Source organism: Paenibacillus sp. 2TAB26 (genome assembly GCF_052115145.1).
In the GTDB taxonomy this organism is placed as follows: domain Bacteria; phylum Bacillota; class Bacilli; order Paenibacillales; family Paenibacillaceae; genus Pristimantibacillus.
Genome location: NZ_JBFRGC010000042.1, coordinates 1 through 18299, shown reverse-complemented (window position 1 = coordinate 18299; position 18299 = coordinate 1). Strand labels below are relative to the sequence as shown.

17 protein-coding genes are annotated in these 18299 nt (G+C 44.7%); 9 read left to right on the top strand and 8 right to left on the bottom strand.

Annotated elements, in window-relative coordinates; genetic code table 11:
* Positions 1–130 precede the first annotated feature (130 nt).
* From AB4Z50_RS32735 to AB4Z50_RS32725, 3 genes are read right to left on the bottom strand one after another with little or no spacing between them, the layout of a single operon-like run.
* On the bottom strand, positions 131–1285 hold the full coding sequence (locus tag AB4Z50_RS32735; RefSeq protein ID WP_441886019.1) for an ABC transporter permease: 1155 nt from the start codon (positions 1283–1285) through the stop codon (positions 131–133).
* Entirely contained in the window at positions 1278–2441 is a 1164-nt protein-coding gene (locus AB4Z50_RS32730) for an ABC transporter permease (RefSeq protein WP_441886016.1), read from the bottom strand. Before AB4Z50_RS32730 ends, AB4Z50_RS32735 begins: the two co-directional genes overlap by 8 nt.
* 12 nt (positions 2442–2453) lie before the next feature.
* Positions 2454–3398, bottom strand: a complete 945-nt coding sequence (locus AB4Z50_RS32725) for an ATP-binding cassette domain-containing protein (protein ID WP_441886013.1) — start codon at positions 3396–3398, stop codon at positions 2454–2456.
* A gap of 220 nt (positions 3399–3618) precedes the next feature.
* Here AB4Z50_RS32725 and AB4Z50_RS32720 point away from each other — a divergent pair, with 220 nt between their 5' ends.
* The 3 genes from AB4Z50_RS32720 to AB4Z50_RS32710 are packed head-to-tail and all read left to right on the top strand — an operon-like array spanning position 3619 to position 6106.
* The gene (locus AB4Z50_RS32720) at positions 3619–4749 is read left to right on the top strand and encodes a sensor histidine kinase (RefSeq protein WP_441886010.1); all 1131 of its coding nucleotides are present in this window, start codon (positions 3619–3621) and stop codon (positions 4747–4749) included.
* A 41-nt stretch (positions 4750–4790) separates the two neighbouring features.
* Positions 4791–5432, top strand: coding sequence for a response regulator transcription factor (locus AB4Z50_RS32715; protein ID WP_441886063.1), 642 nt, complete (start codon positions 4791–4793; stop codon positions 5430–5432).
* Between the two features lie 26 nt (positions 5433–5458).
* Positions 5459–6106, top strand: a complete 648-nt coding sequence (locus AB4Z50_RS32710; RefSeq protein WP_441886007.1) for a DUF1054 domain-containing protein — start codon at positions 5459–5461, stop codon at positions 6104–6106.
* An 82-nt stretch (positions 6107–6188) separates the two neighbouring features.
* Here the strand turns inward: AB4Z50_RS32710 and AB4Z50_RS32705 are convergent, their stop codons facing one another.
* On the bottom strand, positions 6189–9218 hold the full coding sequence (locus tag AB4Z50_RS32705; protein ID WP_441886004.1) for an efflux RND transporter permease subunit: 3030 nt from the start codon (positions 9216–9218) through the stop codon (positions 6189–6191).
* A 253-nt stretch (positions 9219–9471) separates the two neighbouring features.
* Between AB4Z50_RS32705 and AB4Z50_RS32700 the strand changes: the two genes are divergently transcribed.
* The 3 genes from AB4Z50_RS32700 to AB4Z50_RS32690 are packed head-to-tail and all read left to right on the top strand — an operon-like array spanning position 9472 to position 11971.
* Complete coding sequence (locus AB4Z50_RS32700) at positions 9472–10236, top strand: ABC transporter ATP-binding protein (protein WP_441886001.1); 765 nt, start codon at positions 9472–9474, stop codon at positions 10234–10236.
* Positions 10233–11252, top strand: a complete 1020-nt coding sequence (locus AB4Z50_RS32695) for an ABC transporter permease (RefSeq protein WP_441885998.1) — start codon at positions 10233–10235, stop codon at positions 11250–11252. The genes AB4Z50_RS32700 and AB4Z50_RS32695 overlap by 4 nt, the downstream gene beginning before the upstream one ends.
* A 56-nt stretch (positions 11253–11308) precedes the next feature.
* A complete protein-coding gene (locus AB4Z50_RS32690) occupies positions 11309–11971 on the top strand; it encodes a TetR/AcrR family transcriptional regulator (RefSeq protein WP_441885995.1) in 663 nt (220 codons plus the stop codon).
* Positions 11972–12031: 60 nt separating this feature from the next.
* Here the strand turns inward: AB4Z50_RS32690 and AB4Z50_RS32685 are convergent, their stop codons facing one another.
* A complete protein-coding gene (locus AB4Z50_RS32685) occupies positions 12032–13225 on the bottom strand; it encodes an MFS transporter (RefSeq protein ID WP_339208775.1) in 1194 nt (397 codons plus the stop codon).
* A gap of 175 nt (positions 13226–13400) precedes the next feature.
* Here AB4Z50_RS32685 and AB4Z50_RS32680 point away from each other — a divergent pair, with 175 nt between their 5' ends.
* Entirely contained in the window at positions 13401–14870 is a 1470-nt protein-coding gene (locus AB4Z50_RS32680; protein WP_441885992.1) for an aminotransferase class I/II-fold pyridoxal phosphate-dependent enzyme, read from the top strand.
* 132 nt (positions 14871–15002) lie between these two features.
* Positions 15003–15419, top strand: coding sequence for a DUF1885 family protein (locus tag AB4Z50_RS32675; RefSeq protein ID WP_076268208.1), 417 nt, complete (start codon positions 15003–15005; stop codon positions 15417–15419).
* Between the two features lie 78 nt (positions 15420–15497).
* Here AB4Z50_RS32675 and AB4Z50_RS32670 read toward each other — a convergent pair whose 3' ends face one another.
* Entirely contained in the window at positions 15498–15806 is a 309-nt protein-coding gene (locus AB4Z50_RS32670) for a DUF1292 domain-containing protein (RefSeq protein ID WP_076268207.1), read from the bottom strand.
* Between the two features lie 120 nt (positions 15807–15926).
* Entirely contained in the window at positions 15927–16490 is a 564-nt protein-coding gene (locus tag AB4Z50_RS32665) for a stalk domain-containing protein (RefSeq protein WP_076268206.1), read from the bottom strand.
* Positions 16491–16995: 505 nt separating this feature from the next.
* Here AB4Z50_RS32665 and AB4Z50_RS32660 point away from each other — a divergent pair.
* On the top strand, positions 16996–17724 hold the full coding sequence (locus AB4Z50_RS32660; protein WP_441885987.1) for an MBL fold metallo-hydrolase: 729 nt from the start codon (positions 16996–16998) through the stop codon (positions 17722–17724).
* A 65-nt stretch (positions 17725–17789) separates the two neighbouring features.
* On the opposite strand, the gene AB4Z50_RS32655 is transcribed toward AB4Z50_RS32660, so the two are convergent.
* Positions 17790–18041 (bottom strand): DUF3892 domain-containing protein, encoded by a 252-nt coding sequence (locus tag AB4Z50_RS32655; protein ID WP_441885984.1) that lies wholly within the window; start codon positions 18039–18041, stop codon positions 17790–17792.
* Positions 18042–18299 lie beyond the last annotated feature (258 nt).

The following is an 18299-nucleotide window of genomic DNA, read 5'->3' as shown; positions in this document are numbered from 1 at the left end:
TCTGATAGAAACGTTTGCTGATTAACATAGTCTTGGTCGACGCTGTTGCGATGTCATTAACTTTTGACAAATTTACAATACAACGATGATGAAGTCAAGCCAATTTTCAGGGCGCTTGCTGCTTAGTATTTTAGCTTGTGCGATTTGGCCTGAGTACTGCAGAACCAAAGGCAATCAGCACAGCAGCGAATAAAAGCAGGATAAGAAGCGGAAGCAAGATGTCACTAAAGCTGCCCCCGCCGCCTAAACGATCAATTGCTGTAAGCGCCCATTTTTGCGGAAAGAAATTAGCAAGCTTTTGCATAAAATCAGGAAGCATGGAAAGAGGAAAGAAACAACCGCTGATCATGCAGGACGGAGCGATGATAATGTTGTTGATTTGAGACAGCTGCGTGCTATTGCGCACTAGACCCGCTACCGCCGAAGCAAGGCCAACAATCGCAAGCAAGAAGAATTCCAATACGAGCAGCATCCATCCGAACGAAATACCAGGTGAATAGTCAAATACGAAATAAGTTAAGCTTAGAACAATGACAAGCTGAATCGTGCCCACAAGCATGCTGCCCAAAAAATTTCCAAAAGCAATATCAAGCGAGCGAAGCGGCGCTGTGTACATCCTTGCCATCGTGCGCTGCTCTCGATCTTCCATAATGAAACCGATAGACTGGCTGACAAGCAGCATAACAAACATAAGGATGAGACCGATCATTGTTGGATTGGATACAATTTTGCCAAGCTCCATTTCCGTATTAGCAAGGACAGCTTTAGGTGAGGCTTGCGCTTCCAGCAAAGCGGTCAGCTTAGATAAATCCACTGGAGATTCAGGGTCAGTCCCTCTTACAAGAGCGGCAGAGGAAAACAGCTTCTGAGCTTCTGTCTGAAGTGTAGCTTCAAGCGAAGCGTTCCAAAGCTGCGTATTCATTCGGTAAAGCTGAGCTGTCGACGAATCTCCCTCCATCATTTTTGCTGAGAAATCCGCAGGAATATAGATGGCAGCATCCGCTTTGCCCTCTATTACATGATCCTTTAACTGCTGTTCATTCATCGCCGGCTCCGAATGGATCTCATACAATGGCTCTTTCTGTAATGATGATGCCAAATATTCGCCTAATATTCCTGAGTCAGCATTATTCACGATAATAATAGCCTTATCTCTATTCGTACTAGCGAACAATCCTGCCATTATAGATAAAATGATCGCTGGGACAAGAACATTCATAATCAATCCGCGACGGGAACCCATTGTGCGTCGTACGAGATGTGCAGCAATTTGCAAACTAGGCATGCTTTCTCACCACCTTTGGCAGTCTAATGACTGCGATTATTGTTATGCCTAAAGCGATTGCTCCAAGAATACCGATTGCATTCCAAATCATTGCTGAAGCTTCACCGTTCATGATGGCACGAAGCGTTTCATTAGCCCAATGATTGAGCGTCCACTTATCGAGACCTCCTACCATCTTCTCAATGCCTGTAATCATTCCGCCGCTAATAAAGGTCATGCTGAATACAATGATGCTGAACAGCGTTTGTGTCGTTTTTTTGGATCGTACGAAGGATGAGATCGTAATAGCAAGTGCAGCCCCAGCAGCAGTCGTAAGCAGACAAGTCAGCGCAATAGCTCCAAAGTTATTTCCCCAATCAACGCCATATACAAATGATGTAAATGCGATAATTACTGCCGCTTGCAGCGCTGCAAGCATGACTCCTCCTAAAATAATGCCAAACACAATGGCTCTAAATGAGCCTGGAATTGCGTACATACGCTGCAAAGTTCCCGCTTCCCTCTGATTGAGCAGCGCGATCGTCGCCGTCATGCCGCCATAGAGCAAAAACATAATTAAGTAGGCCACAGAATAGTATTGCATCGCTGATTCTTTGCCAAAGGCTTGATTATCTCCTGAGCTCAAATTTTTCGTCTCAATGTGTGATTGTCCTGCTGGCGCTTGACTTTGAGCAGCACCCGCACTTAGCTCTGGTCCAAGGATTTGCAAAGCTGCGGCTTGCAAATTTACAGCAGCCATATATTTATTGATAAAAGCAGAAGCAGCAATATTTTTTTCTTCATAGCGCCCTTCAAACGTTGACCAATTCGCCGTTTCCCCTGCGCTTAGCTCACTGGAGAAGTTTTTCGGAATCGATACGCCATAATCAGCAATACCCTCGCGTATCCAGTCCTTTAACTCCTTCTCTGACTTTGCATCTAGAACCTTCACATATGGTTTTATTGCTTCATTGCTCCAGAAAGCATCAATGCTAGCTCGCATTTCCCCCTGATCCGCATTATATAGGGCAATTTTAGCCGGCTTTATTTCTGTGTCAAATGCGCTGCCAAGCAGCAAAATCAACAATAAGGGCAAACCGATCAAAATAATAAGAACGGAACGCATCCGTGTATATTTTATAAGCTCATAATAAGCAGCTGTCCACCATGCTGGCATCACCATCATCTCCTATTCGTCACGTAATGTGCGTCCGGTCATTTGCAGGAATAGCGATTCAAGGTTCGGCTCTTCCCGCGTCAGCTTGCGAATATTAATGCCATGCTTCTGAAGGATAAACAATAAATCCTGTAATATAGACAGAGATTCCTTCACCGTCACTTCAAGCGTCAAGCTATTATCTCGTTCTGCAAGCTGAAGCACGCCTGGATGCTCAGCCATCTCTGTCATTGCCGGCGCCGATTTTTTATCAATGACAAAAATCAGCTTCTCTTCCTGGCCAACCTGACGTTTTAATTCATCCTTCGTCCCGTATGCAATAAGCTTGCCTTCATCGAGAATGCCGATTCTCGTGCAAATCGCTTCTACTTCCTCCATGTAATGGCTGGTGTAAATGACAGTAGAGCCTAACTTATTTAATTCCCTTACGGACTCCAAGATATGGTTGCGTGACTGAGGGTCGATTCCAACCGTTGGCTCATCCATAATGATCAGCTTTGGACGGTGCATGATGGCGCAAGCAATGTTCAGTCTCCGCTTCATTCCACCTGAGAATGTGCTAGGTTTATCCTTCGCTTTGTCCAGCAACCCTACGAATTGCAGCGCCTCATCAACACGATCGCTAAGCAGCGAACCTCTGAGACCGTAAAGCTTTGCAAAAAAAGTAACATTTTCGCGAGCGGTCAACGTCTCATAAATAGCCAGCTCCTGCGGCACTAAACCAATTCGTTTCTTTACTTCAAGCGGATGCTTGCGAATTGAAAAACCTTCGACCAAAATATCTCCGCCGCTTGGCTTCAGCAAACCAGCCAACATATGAATCGTTGTACTTTTTCCCGCTCCATTTGGACCAAGTAAACCAAAAATTTCACCCTGATCAATATTGAAGCTAAGATGATTAACCGTTATCGTTGTGTCGTATTTTTTGACAACCTCGCGAAATGTAACTAGATTCATATTTATTCATCCTTTCAGTTCGTTTCTGATAAACCAATTGTACGTCATGAAAGGCAATGAAACAGGTCTAAAAAGTCATCTTATGAGGGTGACTAAAGTCATCTCTTTGTATAATGGCTTCTATCCGCATGAAGGTTGGATGAAAAGCGGTTTCAGTCTCGTTCGCTCATTACACAATGTGCTATAATAAATCAAATTCAGCTGCAGGAGCTGCTCGGATATGAAGAAACAATTGAATCAAATTCGTTCCTTGTTAGTAGCGATTCCTTCTATTATTAGTATCGTGCATGTCGAAGCAGGTTTATATGCTCATTACACCGCCTCTGTACTCCTTGCTCTGCTCCTAACGAAAGCTGGCTCCATGTATCCTAAATATCGAATTTTATTGCTGGTGCTGGAGTTAATCGCTTTTTCATGGTTTTCCTATTCGTACGGTGGAGTTCTGTTTCTATTGCTTTTCTCCACCCTTATTGCCTCATTTCAACAAAGGCCGACTCGCATGGTCAGCACAGCTTGGACCATCGCTGGCTTAGCTGCTTTATTGACAGGTATGTATGGCAGAGAACCCGAAATCATTTTTGCTGTAGCGGTACTATGGATAACTACAGCAGTCGTCCTCTATGCTTCCAACGAGTTTGAGGACAAACATCATCAAATAGAAGATTTATACGGAGCACTGGCTGCCAGCCATGCAGAGCTTGACTCAGCCAGACGCAGAATGCAGGATTACGCTTTGCAGGTTGAGTATCAAGCACAGATCGAAGAGCGAAACCGCATTGCCAAAGATATTCATGATGATTTGGGGCACCGTCTCATTCGCGTCAAAATGATGTCCGAAGCGGCTTTGCATTTATTCGATGCAGATACCGCAAGAGCTCGCAGCACGGTTGAGCAAATGCGTGATCAGCTGCAGGACAGCATGGAGCTTATGCGCAGAACGGTACGAAGACTTGCCTCAGATGCGGAAAAGGACGTTAGGCAATATGCCCTCGACCGTCTTGTTGAAGAATCCGCTTCGGCATTAGGCATATCCGTAAGCTTCTGTGTAACGGGCCATCCCAGACCGCTTTACCCGAGCATCGAGCTCATCTTATTCAAAAATGCCCAAGAAGCGATTACGAATGCTGTTCGGCATGGAAAAGCGACGTCTGTTGCGGTTACTTTAAATTTTTTAACTGCGTACGTAGCGCTGACCGTATCCAATAACGGCAGCTTGCCCGACGAGCCTATCGAAGCTGGTCTTGGCATGAAGGGGATGCGAGAGCGGATTGCCTTAATTGGGGGCCAAATGGACTGGCAGAAGGCCGATCAGTTCTCAATAACGACAACACTTCCGCTGCTTGGCGGTTAACGACGATTCTGCTCTTTTTAGAAATGGAGAGATTTGAGCAAATGATTGAAGTGCTGATAGTGGATGATGATCCTTTTATTCGAGAGAGCATGAACGTTATTTTAGGATTGGATAACGAATTGCATGTCGCTGGCGTTTGTGCAAACGGTCTGGAGGCCGAACAATTTGTCCGCCAACACCCCGTCGATGTCGTGCTAATGGATATTCGGATGCCGCTCTGCGATGGTGTAGAAGGAACGAAGCTGCTTCGCGCACTTGATCCCCCACCTGCCGTGCTTATTTTGACGACATTTGATGATGACGAGTACATCGCGCAAGCCATCCGAAACGGAGCCAACGGCTATTTGCTCAAAAATGTACCGCCAAGCCGTATTATAAGCGGCATAAAAACTGTTCATGAAGGTTCCGTGCTGATCCATCCCGACATCGCGCGTAAATTGGCTGGGATGCTGGAGACGCCACGAGCCGATTCAGCCAAATCATTAATGATTTCCGGCCTCACGCAAGCTGAGGTACAAATTGTTCGTCTGATTGCGGACGGTCAATCCAATAAGGAAATTGCCGCTACACTTTTCTTAAGCGAAGGAACAATTAAAAATTATATTACTGAAATACTTAATAAACTCGAGCTTCGAGACCGAACGCAAATCGCCATTTTTTATTTGAAATTATTGCACCAATAATTGTTTGATTGAAGGAGATTAATTTAATGACAACAAAGATTACTTCTACCCCGCTTGTTGGCTTTACACAAGCCGATTTCGATGTTTTTGCGCTTCAAGGGCTTGAGGAGCGTATGGCTGCTATTCAAAATCAGATTCAGCCGAAATTCCGAGCGATCGGCGAGCAGCTCAGCGTCGATGCAGCTGTTCACGCCGGTAATGAAATGTACTTGCATGTTGCAAGGCATGCACGTCGTAAAGTGAATCCACCAAAGGATACTTGGCTCGCCATTTGCGCTAGCAAACGCGGCTACAAGGCACATCCGCATTTTCAGCTTGGATTGTTTGATGATCATCTATTTATGTGGTTTGCTCTCATTTACGAGGTTCCGCATAAATCCAATATCGCAACGGCCTTTCTGAACCAAATTGATGAGGTCATTGCAAATGTACCTAAGGATTTTGTACTTTCACTTGATCATATGAAAAAAGAGTCCACCGCTGTCAGTACGATGTCAAAACAAGATTGGAACGATGCGCTCGTTCGTTTCCGTGATGTTCAGAAAGCTGAACTGCTTATCGGCCGTCATGTGCAAGCGAGCGATCCGATTCTCAAAGACGGCGATGCACTGCTTGAGCTTACTTCCTCCACTTATAAAACGCTAATGCCGTTATATCATATGGCTAATGTATAAGAATGGATTTAATATCTATTCAAAAAAAAGGCAGTACCTTTAGGTCCATTCCGACCTAAAAGTACAGCCTTTTATCGTTTAGTTACACTTGCTGTGATGCAGCCGCTTCCGCATGTGCGGAGGAAGCCATATTGCGACGTTGCTTGCGTGAAGTACGGAAAAATAACAGCTCATAGACACAAGGAACGATAATTAACGTGAGCAGCGTAGCCGCAACTAGTCCGCCAATAACGACGATCGCTAAACTTTGGGAGACGATGCTGCCCGATTCATGCGAACCGAATACGAGTGGCAGCATCGCGGACACTGTCGCCACCGCAGTCATTACGATTGGACGCATCCGTGTCGTAGCCGCTTCAATCAACGCTTCACGAATCGGCATCGTCAGCTCATTTTGCTTCACACGATCAATTAATACGATAGCATTCGTGACGACAATTCCGATTAGCATCAGCGCTCCGAACATGGCTGTGAAATCTGGCGTTACGCCTGATACTAGCAAGCCTGTTACTGCACCGATTGCTGCAAGCGGCAAGGAGATCATAATCGCCAGCGGAGCACGAAGCGTCTTGAACGTCAACACCATAATCAGATAAACAATACCGATGGAGATAAGCGCTGTTAAGCCCAAATCTGCAAAGTCGCTCGATTGGTCAGCCGACGCTCCACCTACTGCAAGGCTGACGCCATCAGGAAGCTTGAGATCCTTTGTTGCTTTTGATATTTCATCGCCGACGACCGATAGTTCTTTTGGTTCGGCGCTCGCTGTGACACGGATATACGTTTTGCCTTCTTTATGATAGTACAAGGATGGCTCTTCGGTACGAAGCAACTCCGCTACCTTCGACATCGGTGTTGGACCAGACTCTGTCATTACGGTTAATTTCTCTAGTTCTGCCTTTGAATCTGGGTTTACAACAGGCAGCATAATAACCGGAATTTCACTGCCTTCTTGCTGGATCGAACCTATCGGCAATGGATTAAGCATGCTTTGCAGCTGCATGGCTACCTCTTGGCCTTTGGCAAGGGTAGGATCAACATGGAAGGAATAAACCGACTTTTTCTCCTCTTGATTGCTCTCAACCTTGAGAACACCGTCGATAGGTTTAATCGCTGCGATCAACTGGTCTGCGGTTGTAGAGAGCTGCTCCAAGTTTTCACCAGAGACATCGATGTAAATTTGCGATGATCCGCCGCCCATAATTAGATCGGCCGCATCAACCGTCAAGGTTGCGTCCTTATAATTATCCTTCTGAGTCTTGATATTATCCATCAAGAGCTCTGCGTCAACGCCTTCCTTCAAATCTACCATATAAGTAATGAGCGTTGGCGAAGTCACCGAGCCATACTTAGCCGCATCTGCACTATTGCCAAGCATCATCATGACCCATTCAATATCTGTATTTGCAGTTAGATAGGATTCGAATTTCTTCCCTGCTTCGAGTACTTGATCCGCCGGCGTATCGCTCGGATATTGCAGTGCTACATTTAAATTCCCTGCGCTCGAGGAATCAAGCGCTCCTTTTGGCATGAACATGTAAGCGCCAATCGATCCTGCAAACAGCAATACCGCAATGATTAACGGCACTAATTTATGAGCAAGATTCCAACGAATGAAGGAAGCGAATTTTGGAGAACCAGCATGCTCCTTCTCCTTTGTGCCGCGAAGCAATATTGCACTTAAAAGAGGTACAACTGTCAGCGCTACAAGTAGAGAAGCGAGCAATGAGTAAGCGACTGTCAGCGCGAATGGCAGAAGAAATGCTTGCAATGAACCACGCAGAAGGCCCATTGGCAAAAATACTGCAACTGTAACGAGCGTTGACGAGGTAATGGCCGAAGCCACTTCCTTCGTTGCATCCGTAATTAGCTTAATAGAGAAGGACTCCTTCTGCAGCCTTCTATAAATATTTTCAATAACGACGATACTATCATCGACCAGCCTTCCAACCGCGACGGCTACGCCTCCAAGTGTAATAATGTTAAGTGATACTCCAGAGAGCTGGAGCAGATACAGCGTTATGCCAAGCGACAACGGAATCGAAACAATCGTCACGAGCGTTGCTTTAAAGTTGCGCATGAACAATAAAATGACAATGGTTGCGAACAATGCGCCAAGTAAAACCTCACGCAGCATACTATTAACAGAAGATACGACCGAATCAGATGTGCTCAAAATGATGGAAGCATCGATTCCTTCCACATCTGCATTTAAACGATCAATCGTTTCTTTAATTGCTTTGCCTACATTCACAGCATTCGCATCTGCAGATTTAGAGACCGTGAACATAATCGCATCTTTGCCGTTCATACGGCTTATGCTTTCTTGGTCTTTGGCGAGCTCAACCGCTGCAACATCCCCAAGCTTCACACCTGCTTCAACAGGAAGCTTGCGCAGTGTTTCCACATCAGATACTTGATCGTACACGTTAATATTGCCATCTGCGCCATCCAACGTGCGTTCCCCGAGTGAAACTGACGCTCCCCTGCCTTGAAGCACGCCCATTAACGCTTGTACCGAAATTCCTGCCTGTGCAAGCTTCTCCGTATCTGGTACGACATGAACCGATGGCGACGATTTGCCGCTAATGCTAACTTCGCCCGCACCCTCGGTCTTTTTAAGCTCCGCCGTTACTTCTTTCAGCTTTGCGTCTTTTTGCTGCTCAGATAATCCTTCATCAAAGGTCAACGTCACCCATGAGATTGGAATCATTGAAGTATTCAATTGCAAGACGAAAGGCTTCATTACATTTGCCGGAAGCTGTACCTGAGCGACCAATTGCTCGACTTCCGTCTTCGCTTCCTTCATATTCGTCTTCGAATTGAAATTCAAGCTGATTTGAGCATAACCATCACCTGATGTAGAGAACATATCCGTTTTTCCTTTAACGAGCGTTACAGCTTCTTCCAAAGGATTTGTGACCATCTGCTCCATCGTCTTCGCGTCATTCCCCGGCCCTATTGCCGTGACCATGACCTGTGGATTATCTGCAGCAGGCAGAAACTCCATCGGCAGCCTCAAATAGCTGATTACCCCCATCACTAAAGCCATAATGACGATCAGTATAATAGCCGCCTTATTTCGGAACGACCATTCCGTCAATTTACTCATTTGTTTCCGACTCCTTCTCCGATTACGGATTTCTTTTTTTTGTCTTTTCTAATCATAGAGGGAAAGTATGATTACCAAAAACGTCCAGAGAAGGTTATTGGTTCTCGGCTTTAGTCTTGATTCATCTACGACCAGAGACTGAGGATGTGGACAGCCTGGAATAAAAATGAGTAAGTACTCACTTTTATTTTAGGCATTCTCTGTATATAATTGGGTGGAGTGAATACTCATTTGAGAAAGTGGAGTGTGATCGATGATGACTAACAGTCCAGCACTATTAGCTGAAACAACCTTCGCCGTAGAACTGCAAGACATTAACCGTTCATTTGGGGATCGTACCGTTCTTGATGGCATTACACTTTCTATTCCGCGAGGTGAACTATTTGGTTTATTAGGCCCATCGGGCTCGGGGAAAACAACGTTGATCAAGGTCATGACTGGAATAGACAGGGCAAATGCCGGAACGGTCCGAATGCTTGGCGAGCCCATGCCGCAATTGAAAATGCTGCAAGCCTTTGGATATATGGCTCAATCAGACGCTTTGTATAGTGAACTGACTGGCAAGCAAAACTTAGCGTTTTTTGGGGCTATGTTTGGATTAAAGGGAGCCATACTGCAAGATCGGATTCAAACGGTCTCCAAGCTTGTTGCGCTAACCGATCATCTTCATAAGCAAACGATTGCTTATTCTGGCGGTATGAAACGCCGTCTTTCGCTCGCAATTGCGCTATTGCATGAGCCTGAGCTTCTCGTACTCGATGAACCAACCGTTGGCATTGATCCTGTTTTACGCCAATCGATTTGGAAAGAGCTATCCGCACTGAGCAAACAAGGCGTGACCATTATTATAACAACCCATGTCATGGACGAGGCCGAGAAATGTGATCGGTTAGGGCTCATACGAAGCGGTAAACTTACAGCCATCGATACGCCTGAAGCACTTAAGCAGCAAGCAGGCAGCGCCACACTCAAAGAGGCGTTCATTGCGCTTGGTCAAAGCAAAGGAGCTGAACAATGAGAATACGTGCGCTCGCCATTCGAATTATTAATCAATTTTTGCGTGATAAACGAACGCTTGCCTTGTTATTTCTTGCTCCCCTACTCATCTTAACTTTAATGAAATTAGTTTTTGATGGGCAAGCTGTCTCTCCAGCAATCGGAATGGTTAATGTGCCTGCAGCTTTAACAGAAAAGTTTGAGCAGCTTGATGCTGAAATCACACTTTATGATGAAAGTGCTGCTGCTCAAGCTGCTTTACAAGACGGCAAACTCGACGCGATATTGGAAGCGAGCGGCGGCATGCCTAAACTAACGCTTGAGGGCAGCGATCCCTCCATCAATCGAGCGGTAATATTGCTTATTCAAAGCGTGATGCAACAAGGCTTAAATAAAGCCGCCCCAGCTATATCATACTTGCACGGCGGTCCTGACATGGCTCCATTCGACTCCTTTGGGCCTGTCTTAATAGGCTTCTTCTCGTTTTTCTTTGTTTTCTTACTTGCAGGTGTCTCCTTCCTGCGCGAGCGAACGAGCGGTACTTTGGAGCGCTTATTAGCAACGCCAATTAGGCGAAGCGAAATCGTAGTCGGTTATTTAGCCGGTTTCGGTATTTTCACCCTGATTCAAGCCTGCTTGATCGCCTGGTATTCCGTTCAAGTTCTTGGGATGTACATGGAGGGCAGCATTTTATATATGCTGGTCATTAATTTATTACTATCATTAACAGCGTTAACACTCGGAACACTGTTGTCTTCTTTTGCAAGCAGTGAATTTCAGATCATACAGTTCATTCCTATTGTCATCGTGCCGCAAGCCTTCTTCTCCGGGTTGTTTAACCTTGATGCCATGAACCCCTGGCTGCAAAAGCTAAGTTACCTAATGCCTCTTTACTATGGCGCTGATGCTATGCAGGGAATAATGATACGCGGCGAGAGCTGGAATGATTTTCAGGTAAATGTATATGTGTTGGCGGGATTTTCCTTATTGTTTGCAGTATTGAATGTGCTGGCTCTAAAGAAGCACCGCCGTATGTAGACAATAGAACAACTGGTATAATCAAAGGAATGGGTTAACGCGAAGGAGTGTCTTGCATGTCAGAACCAGTGGATCAATGGCTGCAAAAGCTATTGCAACTAGATAACGAAGAAGAAAAAATGACGGAAAAACAATTGAAAATCGTGCAGGCTGCCTCCGAAATCTTTGCTGAGAAGGGCTTTGCCGCCTCTTCTACAAGTGAAATCGCCCAGCGAGCCGGTGTGGCAGAAGGAACTATTTTTCGTCATTATAAAACCAAAAAAGATTTGCTTTTCTCGATTGTTGCGCCTGTTATGGCAAAGTTAATCGCTCCTTTTGTACTTCGCGATTTCTATAAGGTTCTCGAGAGCCGCTTTGACACATTAGATCTTATGCTGCGCGCAATTATAGAAAATCGCATTGCATTTGTTGAGCGTCATGTTCAGGTGTTGAAAATTTTTGTTCAAGAGATTCCTTTTCATCCCGAACTGCTGGACCAATTCCAGAAGCTCATCCTCTCAAAAGTGGTACAAAAATTCAGTATTAGTATTACGCAATTTCRGCAGCAAGGCGTAATCGTTAATTGGGCACCCCTTACTGTCATTCGATTAATCGCCTCATCCTTAATCGGTTATGTCCTTAGCCGTACGTTCATCGGAAAAACTGATGGCATTCACTGGGATGATGAGTTAGAGAAAGAGGCGACTATTACTTTTATTATAAAAGGGCTAGCCCCTTAAGCTCCAAAAGAAAACAAGCCGGTCACCCATCGCAAGATGAGGAACCGGCTTGTTTTCATTTTATTTTGCAGCGTTAACTTCTGTTTCCGAGGCGCTAGTTTTATCCATTTGACGGAAACGAAACAATAGCAGCAGTGCAGCTAAACATAGTATGCCGCCGAGCAAGTATGGCAGTCCCATTTCTATCGTGAAGAAAAATGAACCGAGCAGCGGGCCGGCAATACGCCCCAAACTGTCCATCGAAGAGCTTAGACCGGATGCTACCCCTTTGCCAACAGTCGTCTTCTGAGTGATGAGCGAGGTGACACATGGCCTAATTAAGGCATTGCCGATTCCGAATACAGCAAGTGACAACGTAGCCCACCATAGGGAATGTGCACCTAGAAGCATAAAAAAACCAAGTGCCGAGATGACAAGTCCGATCGCAATATATTTCGGCTCCTCGCCTGTCTTAATTCTCCGTCGCACAACTCCGCCTTGAACGAGTGCTCCCACAAAGCCGCAAACAAAAAATAAGATTCCGACCTGAAATGGAGTCACATCAAAACGCCGCATGCCAAAAAACTGCAGGGTCGCTTCCATTCCAGCGAGAGTGAATGTTACAAAAAAGGCTAACACATACAAATATTTAAGCGGTCCTGTAAATGCAGCCCAGCGTGATACACGCTTCTCTGATTGGCTGCTCCGCTGCTCAGGTGTTAGTGATTCCTTGAGCTTTGATGCAGCCAAGATGAACGTTAACAGTGCTAACGCTGATGCTGCATAAAATGGCGTTTCCAGTGAGATCACGCTTAACAAACCGCCAACGCCAGGCCCTATCGTAAAGCCTAGACCGATGGACATCCCAACGAGTCCCATCCCCTTCGTTCTTTCCTCAGGCGATGTAATATCAGCGACATACGCTACAATAACGGAAGCAACCGCCCCCGAGAACAAGCCTCCCAGCACCCTTGAGAGGTACATGAGCGTTAAGTTTCCTGACGATAAACCAAATAACAAGAAACTTGCGGCAAAGCCAAGAATACCTATTAAAATAATCGGCCGTCTGCCGATACGGTCTGACAAGCTTCCCCAAAATGGTGATAAGAAAAAGGAAACTGCAGAATAAACAGCAAGCATCCAACCTGTATGGAGCTCCGCTTTGCTCGGATCTGCGGCTTGAATAATTTCTGGCATAACCGGGATGATAATGCCGAACCCTATAAATGTTGTCATTAAAGTAGCCATTACAATTAGCATTCGTTTATCTTTCATAATACAACCCCTCCACCAACCTATGTTACCATATCCATTTATCACACATGTATGAACAATTGAAGAACAAATTGAAAATGATGCTCCTATCTCAAAAATGAAGCTTGCATTCCCCCCTGTATTTGCTATACTCAACTTTGTTTGTAAACTTTAAAGAAAGGCAGGGATGAAAGCGATGGATCACAATAAAACCCCGCTCTTCACCGCGCTTCGTAAGCATGCGGAGCAGGATCCCGTTCAGTTTCATATTCCCGGACATAAAAAGGGATTAGGCAGCGATTCCGAATTTCGCGAATTTATCGGCGATAACGCGTTGTCGATCGATTTAATCAATATAGCACCGCTTGATGACCTGCATCAGCCAACCGGCGTTATTGAGGAAGCGCAGAAGCTAGCTGCTGACGCTTTCGGAGCAGACTATACTTATTTCTCTGTACAAGGAACAAGCGGCGCAATTATGACGATGATTTTGACCGTATGTGCCCCGGGGGACAAAATCATCGTGCCTCGTAATGTTCACAAATCCATTATGGCTGCTATTATTTTTGCAGGTGCCAGACCAGTTTTCATCTCGCCAGCCCGTGACAATACGCTAGGTATTGATCATGGCATAACGACCCGCTCCGTCCGTAAAGCGCTTGAGCGCCATCCGGATGCAAAGGCCGTGCTTGTCATCAACCCTACCTATTTCGGTATTTGCGCCAATCTTAAGGAGATCGTTGATCTCGTTCATAGCTTTGATATCCCTGTGCTCGTGGATGAAGCACATGGCGTACTCATTCATTTCCATGAGAAGCTGCCAATGTCAGCGATGCAAGCAGGCGCAGATATGGCTGCGACAAGTGTTCATAAGCTCGGCGGTTCTATGACGCAAAGCTCGGTTCTTAATGTGCGCAAAGGAAGAGTTAACCCGCATCGTATTCAAACCGTTATCAGCATGCTTACCACAACGTCGACTTCGTATATTTTGTTAGGCTCGCTTGATACGTCTAGACGCAACCTTGCTTTGAACGGACATGCTATCGCTGAGCGCGCGATTGAGCTTGCTCAATCCGCACGCAAACAAATCAATGAAATCCCAGGTCTATATTGCTTCGGAGAAGAGATTCTCGGCGATGAGGCTACTTATGATTTCGATCCAACTAAAGTTTCCGTTCATGTTCGCCACCTTGGCATCACAGGATATGAAACGGAGAACTGGCTGCGCGACAACTATAATGTGGAAATTGAAATGAGCGATATGTATAACATTCTTTGCTTAGTTACGCCTGGAGATACCTCTGATTCCATTTCTAAATTGTTAACTGCCCTGCGTGGATTGTCTGAACATTTCCATGAAGGCGCTGAAGCACGTGAATTAGTGGTCAAAATTCCAGATATTCCACAGCTGTCCTTAACGCCTCGTGATGCTTTTTACGGTGAGACAGAAGTTCTTCCGTTCAAAGAATCAGCTGGTCGAATCATTGCTGAATTCATTTATGTATACCCGCCAGGCATCCCGATTCTGCTGCCAGGCGAAGTCATTACCCAAAAAAATATCGATTATATCGTGGATCATGTCCAAGTCGGATTGCCTGTCAAGGGGCCGGAAGATCGCAGCATCGAGTTCGTTAAAGTAATCGTTGAAGAAACAGCCATATCATAATAAATAATAAAACCGATCTACAGGAATCCTATAGAAATCCTGAGGTCGGTTTTTTTCTAATTATTTTTACGGAATACCACTTATTGTCAACCTATTTCGAGCATGCTATGATGTTGGCAGAGGTGAGATGCGATGAGTCAAAGCGCTTATATCAAATTTGTGCAAGGATCATCCGTGGAGAAACTGACGCTGCAAGAAATTAAGAACGAGCTTATAGGTTACCGGGAGCAAACAAGCCTTACCGGCTCGCAATTGGATTGGGACTATGCCGAAGCGGCATTTCCTTATACGATCGAATCGAAGGATGATGATCGTTGGTTTTATTTAAAGGGTATTAACCACCTTTATAAGCATATCATCTTTGGACCCGGCGAAACGGCAAGCGCAGCAGGCCAAAACGTCCCTTGCGTTCAAGTCGTGTTACCAGAGGAAGCTACGCACGGAGACAAATCGAAAGCAAATGAACTATGCAAATATATAGCTAAGCAGTTGAAGGCAGAGCTGACAATGTTTAATGGAAGAACGATTTATTTTAATCCACGCAAATAAGATTAATAAAAAAAACGATCCGCAAGCGAAACTCGCAGATCGTTTTTTTAGTACTTGATCGTTTAAAGCTTAAGAGAACTAGTTCTCTTCGCTTTCCGTACGAGCAATTTCTTCATAAATCGCTGTTACGCGATCCCATTCCGCATCATCTTCGATGCCAACTAGGAAGGACTCATCGTTTTCTTCTTCAATACGGAAGATAACGCCGTCTGCTTCTGGATCGTTGCGATCCAGCAATACAGCGTAAACTTGGCTTTCGGATTCAAACGTATAAACCATGACCATTTCACGTTCCTGGCCCTCGTCGTCAGTCACGATAAAGACATGCTCTTCATGCTCGTGGTCTTCACCACAGCCGCAATCATCGCCATGCTGATGTTCGCTCATGTTATTACCCCATTTCAATAATGTTTACAGACTATCGTATATTAACATGACACTCTATCAACGGTCAAACGAAGACGCCCCTATGAAGAAAAGGAGCGCCTTAGGTAGACCATTTGATTACTACAAAGAAGAAATTAGTTTTTCTGAAACAACAGTCCACTCATCTGAGCCCTTAAGCTTAAGGTAAAAACGAATCGGATATTTCCCGCTAGATTCGAATTTATATGAGATATCTTCTGTAGCGAACCAGAAATTATCTTTTGAGGTTTTGACACTTTCCGTTTGAATCACTTTCTCTTTACCATTCGGATCGAAAATGGAAACCTTGACGGCTACAATATCCGTCATCAAGTTATCGATCTGGGCAAACACTTTAAACTTCGCTTGATAGCCTTTTGCTACGTTTCCGAATACCGCATTATTTTGGAACAGAAACATATGCACGTTAGGCTTATAAACGGTCGCTTTTTTCGTTTGATTGTCCCATTCCACAATGGCCTGCATAGATGTGGCTAATTGACGAAGCGGCAAATAAGTTTTGCCATCGGTCATTATTCCACCGTCATCCTGATCATCTCCGTTAATGAGAACGCGAACCTTCTGTATAGCCGAGTCTGCGAACATCATCGATCCACCCCAAAGAGATAGCAGCAGAAGCAGAATAACGATTTTTCTGATTTTCATAGTTGTAAGCCCTCCATCCGATAGCCTGGATGAAAGGTTATACTCGTCAACCCGAGCAAAGTTGCGCGATTTATGAAACATTTTTAATCCCATACTACATCTTAACCATTATTGTCAAATGCTGTTGAAACCTGCGCTTGCCTGGGAAATATTAAAGTGGAAATAATAATTACCCATACGTTCTTGTTAAAATGCAAGGAACACCTTTGCCGACTGTACCAGGATTTTTCATTCTTGCAAGGTATGTCATCCCTCTTGTACACGGTGTTTTACATACTGCACAGGTATCCGAAAGTACAAGTTTATAATTATACTGTTTCCGATCGCTTACCGGCTGTTTCTTCTTTACAACTTTGCCTTTTCCTTTGCTCATCACTTGTTCGCCTCCACTGTACGTATCGCTTTAGCATTGTATGTAGACACGGGCGAATGTGCATCTTTATTTGTCAGATATAATTTAAATTTGGTACATTAAACAATATAGAAAGCTGAGGAGGTGTGATTCATGAAAATAAAAATGATTGGGACAGGCAGTGCCTTTGCCAAAAAATACGATAATAATAACGCTATTATTGAAGTGAATGGCTTCCGATTGCTCGTAGACTGCGGAATCACTTTACCGAAGGCTTTACATCAACAAGGACTTGCCTTCTCTGACCTGGATGCTGTTCTCATCAGTCACATTCATGGGGATCATGTAGGTGGATTAGAAGAATACGCCTTTCAAATGATGTTTAAATATAATCGAAAGCCTGTCCTATACATAGCAGAGTCGTTAGTTGAACCGCTTTGGGAGCAAACGCTTCGCGGAGGTTTAACGCAGGATCCTTTAACCAAGCTTGAGGATTTTTTCGAGGTCCATCCGATTCAGCCAAATAACGAATTTGAGATTCATCCTGGTTTGACTGTTAAGCTGTTGCAAACGAAGCATATTCCTAATAAACCAAGCTATTCCTTTATTTTTAACAACAGCTTCTTCTACTCTGCCGACATGAGATTTGATCCAGAGCTGCTTCAGCAATTAGTTGATGATGGCGTAACGACTATTTACCATGATTGCCAGCTTGAAGCGCCAGCTGTTGTTCACGCAAGCCTGGAGGAGCTTCTAAGCCTTCCTGAATCTATTCAAAATAAAATATGGCTTATGCATTACGGGGACACCATAGAGCAATATGAAGGTCTAACCGGCCATATGCGAATTGTTAGGCAGCATGAAAGCTATGAGATCAACTAAATACAAAAAAGGCGCCCACATCTAAGAAGTGCGGCGCCTTTTTATTAATGTTGTTAATATTTCATTTAGAACATTGGAAGCTGATCCAAATTGTTTGTTGGATCTCCATCTGCGTCGCCTCGGATATAGATGTCGCCATCTTTTCCTTTAAAGGCATTTACCCCTGCAATATGACCTGCTTGTACCTCTTGAAGTGCCGTTGCATAGTCAAGCACTCGGCCGCTATTCGTTTTGAATGCGGTAAGATCACCGTCTCCATCCTTTTGAACGGCAACAATTTGCTCCCTAGTATCTTGTCCGTCAACCTCGTGACTCATCTTTGTTAGCCCCTCTCAACTTTTAAGAATGTACAGCCAATTACTATCATGCCTTGCGTGTGCAATAATTATGCACCATCGCTTATAAAAAAATCCAGCGCTATCTGAAGTGCACCCCTTAGAATAGACATTGGAAAAACCCCTAGGTTATTCCGATGAAATTCTAGGGGGTGCATTTTTGTGGCGGTTAAAGGGCAAAAGTTTAAGCATTATGAAGATACAACGAAAGTGGAGGCAATCCGCTTACATGTTCATGTT

Excerpts from the sequence above, each read along its gene's own strand:
- AB4Z50_RS32670 (WP_076268207.1), bottom strand. The coding sequence starts at position 15,806 with ATGAGCGAACATCAGCATGGCGATGATTGCGGCTGTGGTGAAGACCAC.
- AB4Z50_RS32730 (WP_441886016.1), bottom strand. The coding sequence starts at position 2,441 with ATGCCAGCATGGTGGACAGCTGCTTATTATGAGCTTATAAAATATACA.
- AB4Z50_RS32655 (WP_441885984.1), bottom strand. The coding sequence starts at position 18,041 with ATGAGTCACGAGGTTGACGGACAAGATACTAGGGAGCAAATTGTTGCC.
- AB4Z50_RS32735 (WP_441886019.1), bottom strand. The coding sequence starts at position 1,285 with ATGCCTAGTTTGCAAATTGCTGCACATCTCGTACGACGCACAATGGGT.
- AB4Z50_RS32705 (WP_441886004.1), bottom strand. The coding sequence starts at position 9,218 with ATGAGTAAATTGACGGAATGGTCGTTCCGAAATAAGGCGGCTATTATA.
- AB4Z50_RS32685 (WP_339208775.1), bottom strand. The coding sequence starts at position 13,225 with ATGAAAGATAAACGAATGCTAATTGTAATGGCTACTTTAATGACAACA.
- AB4Z50_RS32660 (WP_441885987.1), top strand. The coding sequence starts at position 16,996 with ATGAAAATAAAAATGATTGGGACAGGCAGTGCCTTTGCCAAAAAATAC.
- AB4Z50_RS32710 (WP_441886007.1), top strand. The coding sequence starts at position 5,459 with ATGACAACAAAGATTACTTCTACCCCGCTTGTTGGCTTTACACAAGCC.
- AB4Z50_RS32700 (WP_441886001.1), top strand. The coding sequence starts at position 9,472 with ATGATGACTAACAGTCCAGCACTATTAGCTGAAACAACCTTCGCCGTA.
- AB4Z50_RS32715 (WP_441886063.1), top strand. The coding sequence starts at position 4,791 with ATGATTGAAGTGCTGATAGTGGATGATGATCCTTTTATTCGAGAGAGC.
- AB4Z50_RS32665 (WP_076268206.1), bottom strand. The coding sequence starts at position 16,490 with ATGAAAATCAGAAAAATCGTTATTCTGCTTCTGCTGCTATCTCTTTGG.
- AB4Z50_RS32675 (WP_076268208.1), top strand. The coding sequence starts at position 15,003 with ATGAGTCAAAGCGCTTATATCAAATTTGTGCAAGGATCATCCGTGGAG.
- AB4Z50_RS32725 (WP_441886013.1), bottom strand. The coding sequence starts at position 3,398 with ATGAATCTAGTTACATTTCGCGAGGTTGTCAAAAAATACGACACAACG.
- AB4Z50_RS32695 (WP_441885998.1), top strand. The coding sequence starts at position 10,233 with ATGAGAATACGTGCGCTCGCCATTCGAATTATTAATCAATTTTTGCGT.
- AB4Z50_RS32680 (WP_441885992.1), top strand. The coding sequence starts at position 13,401 with ATGGATCACAATAAAACCCCGCTCTTCACCGCGCTTCGTAAGCATGCG.
- AB4Z50_RS32720 (WP_441886010.1), top strand. The coding sequence starts at position 3,619 with ATGAAGAAACAATTGAATCAAATTCGTTCCTTGTTAGTAGCGATTCCT.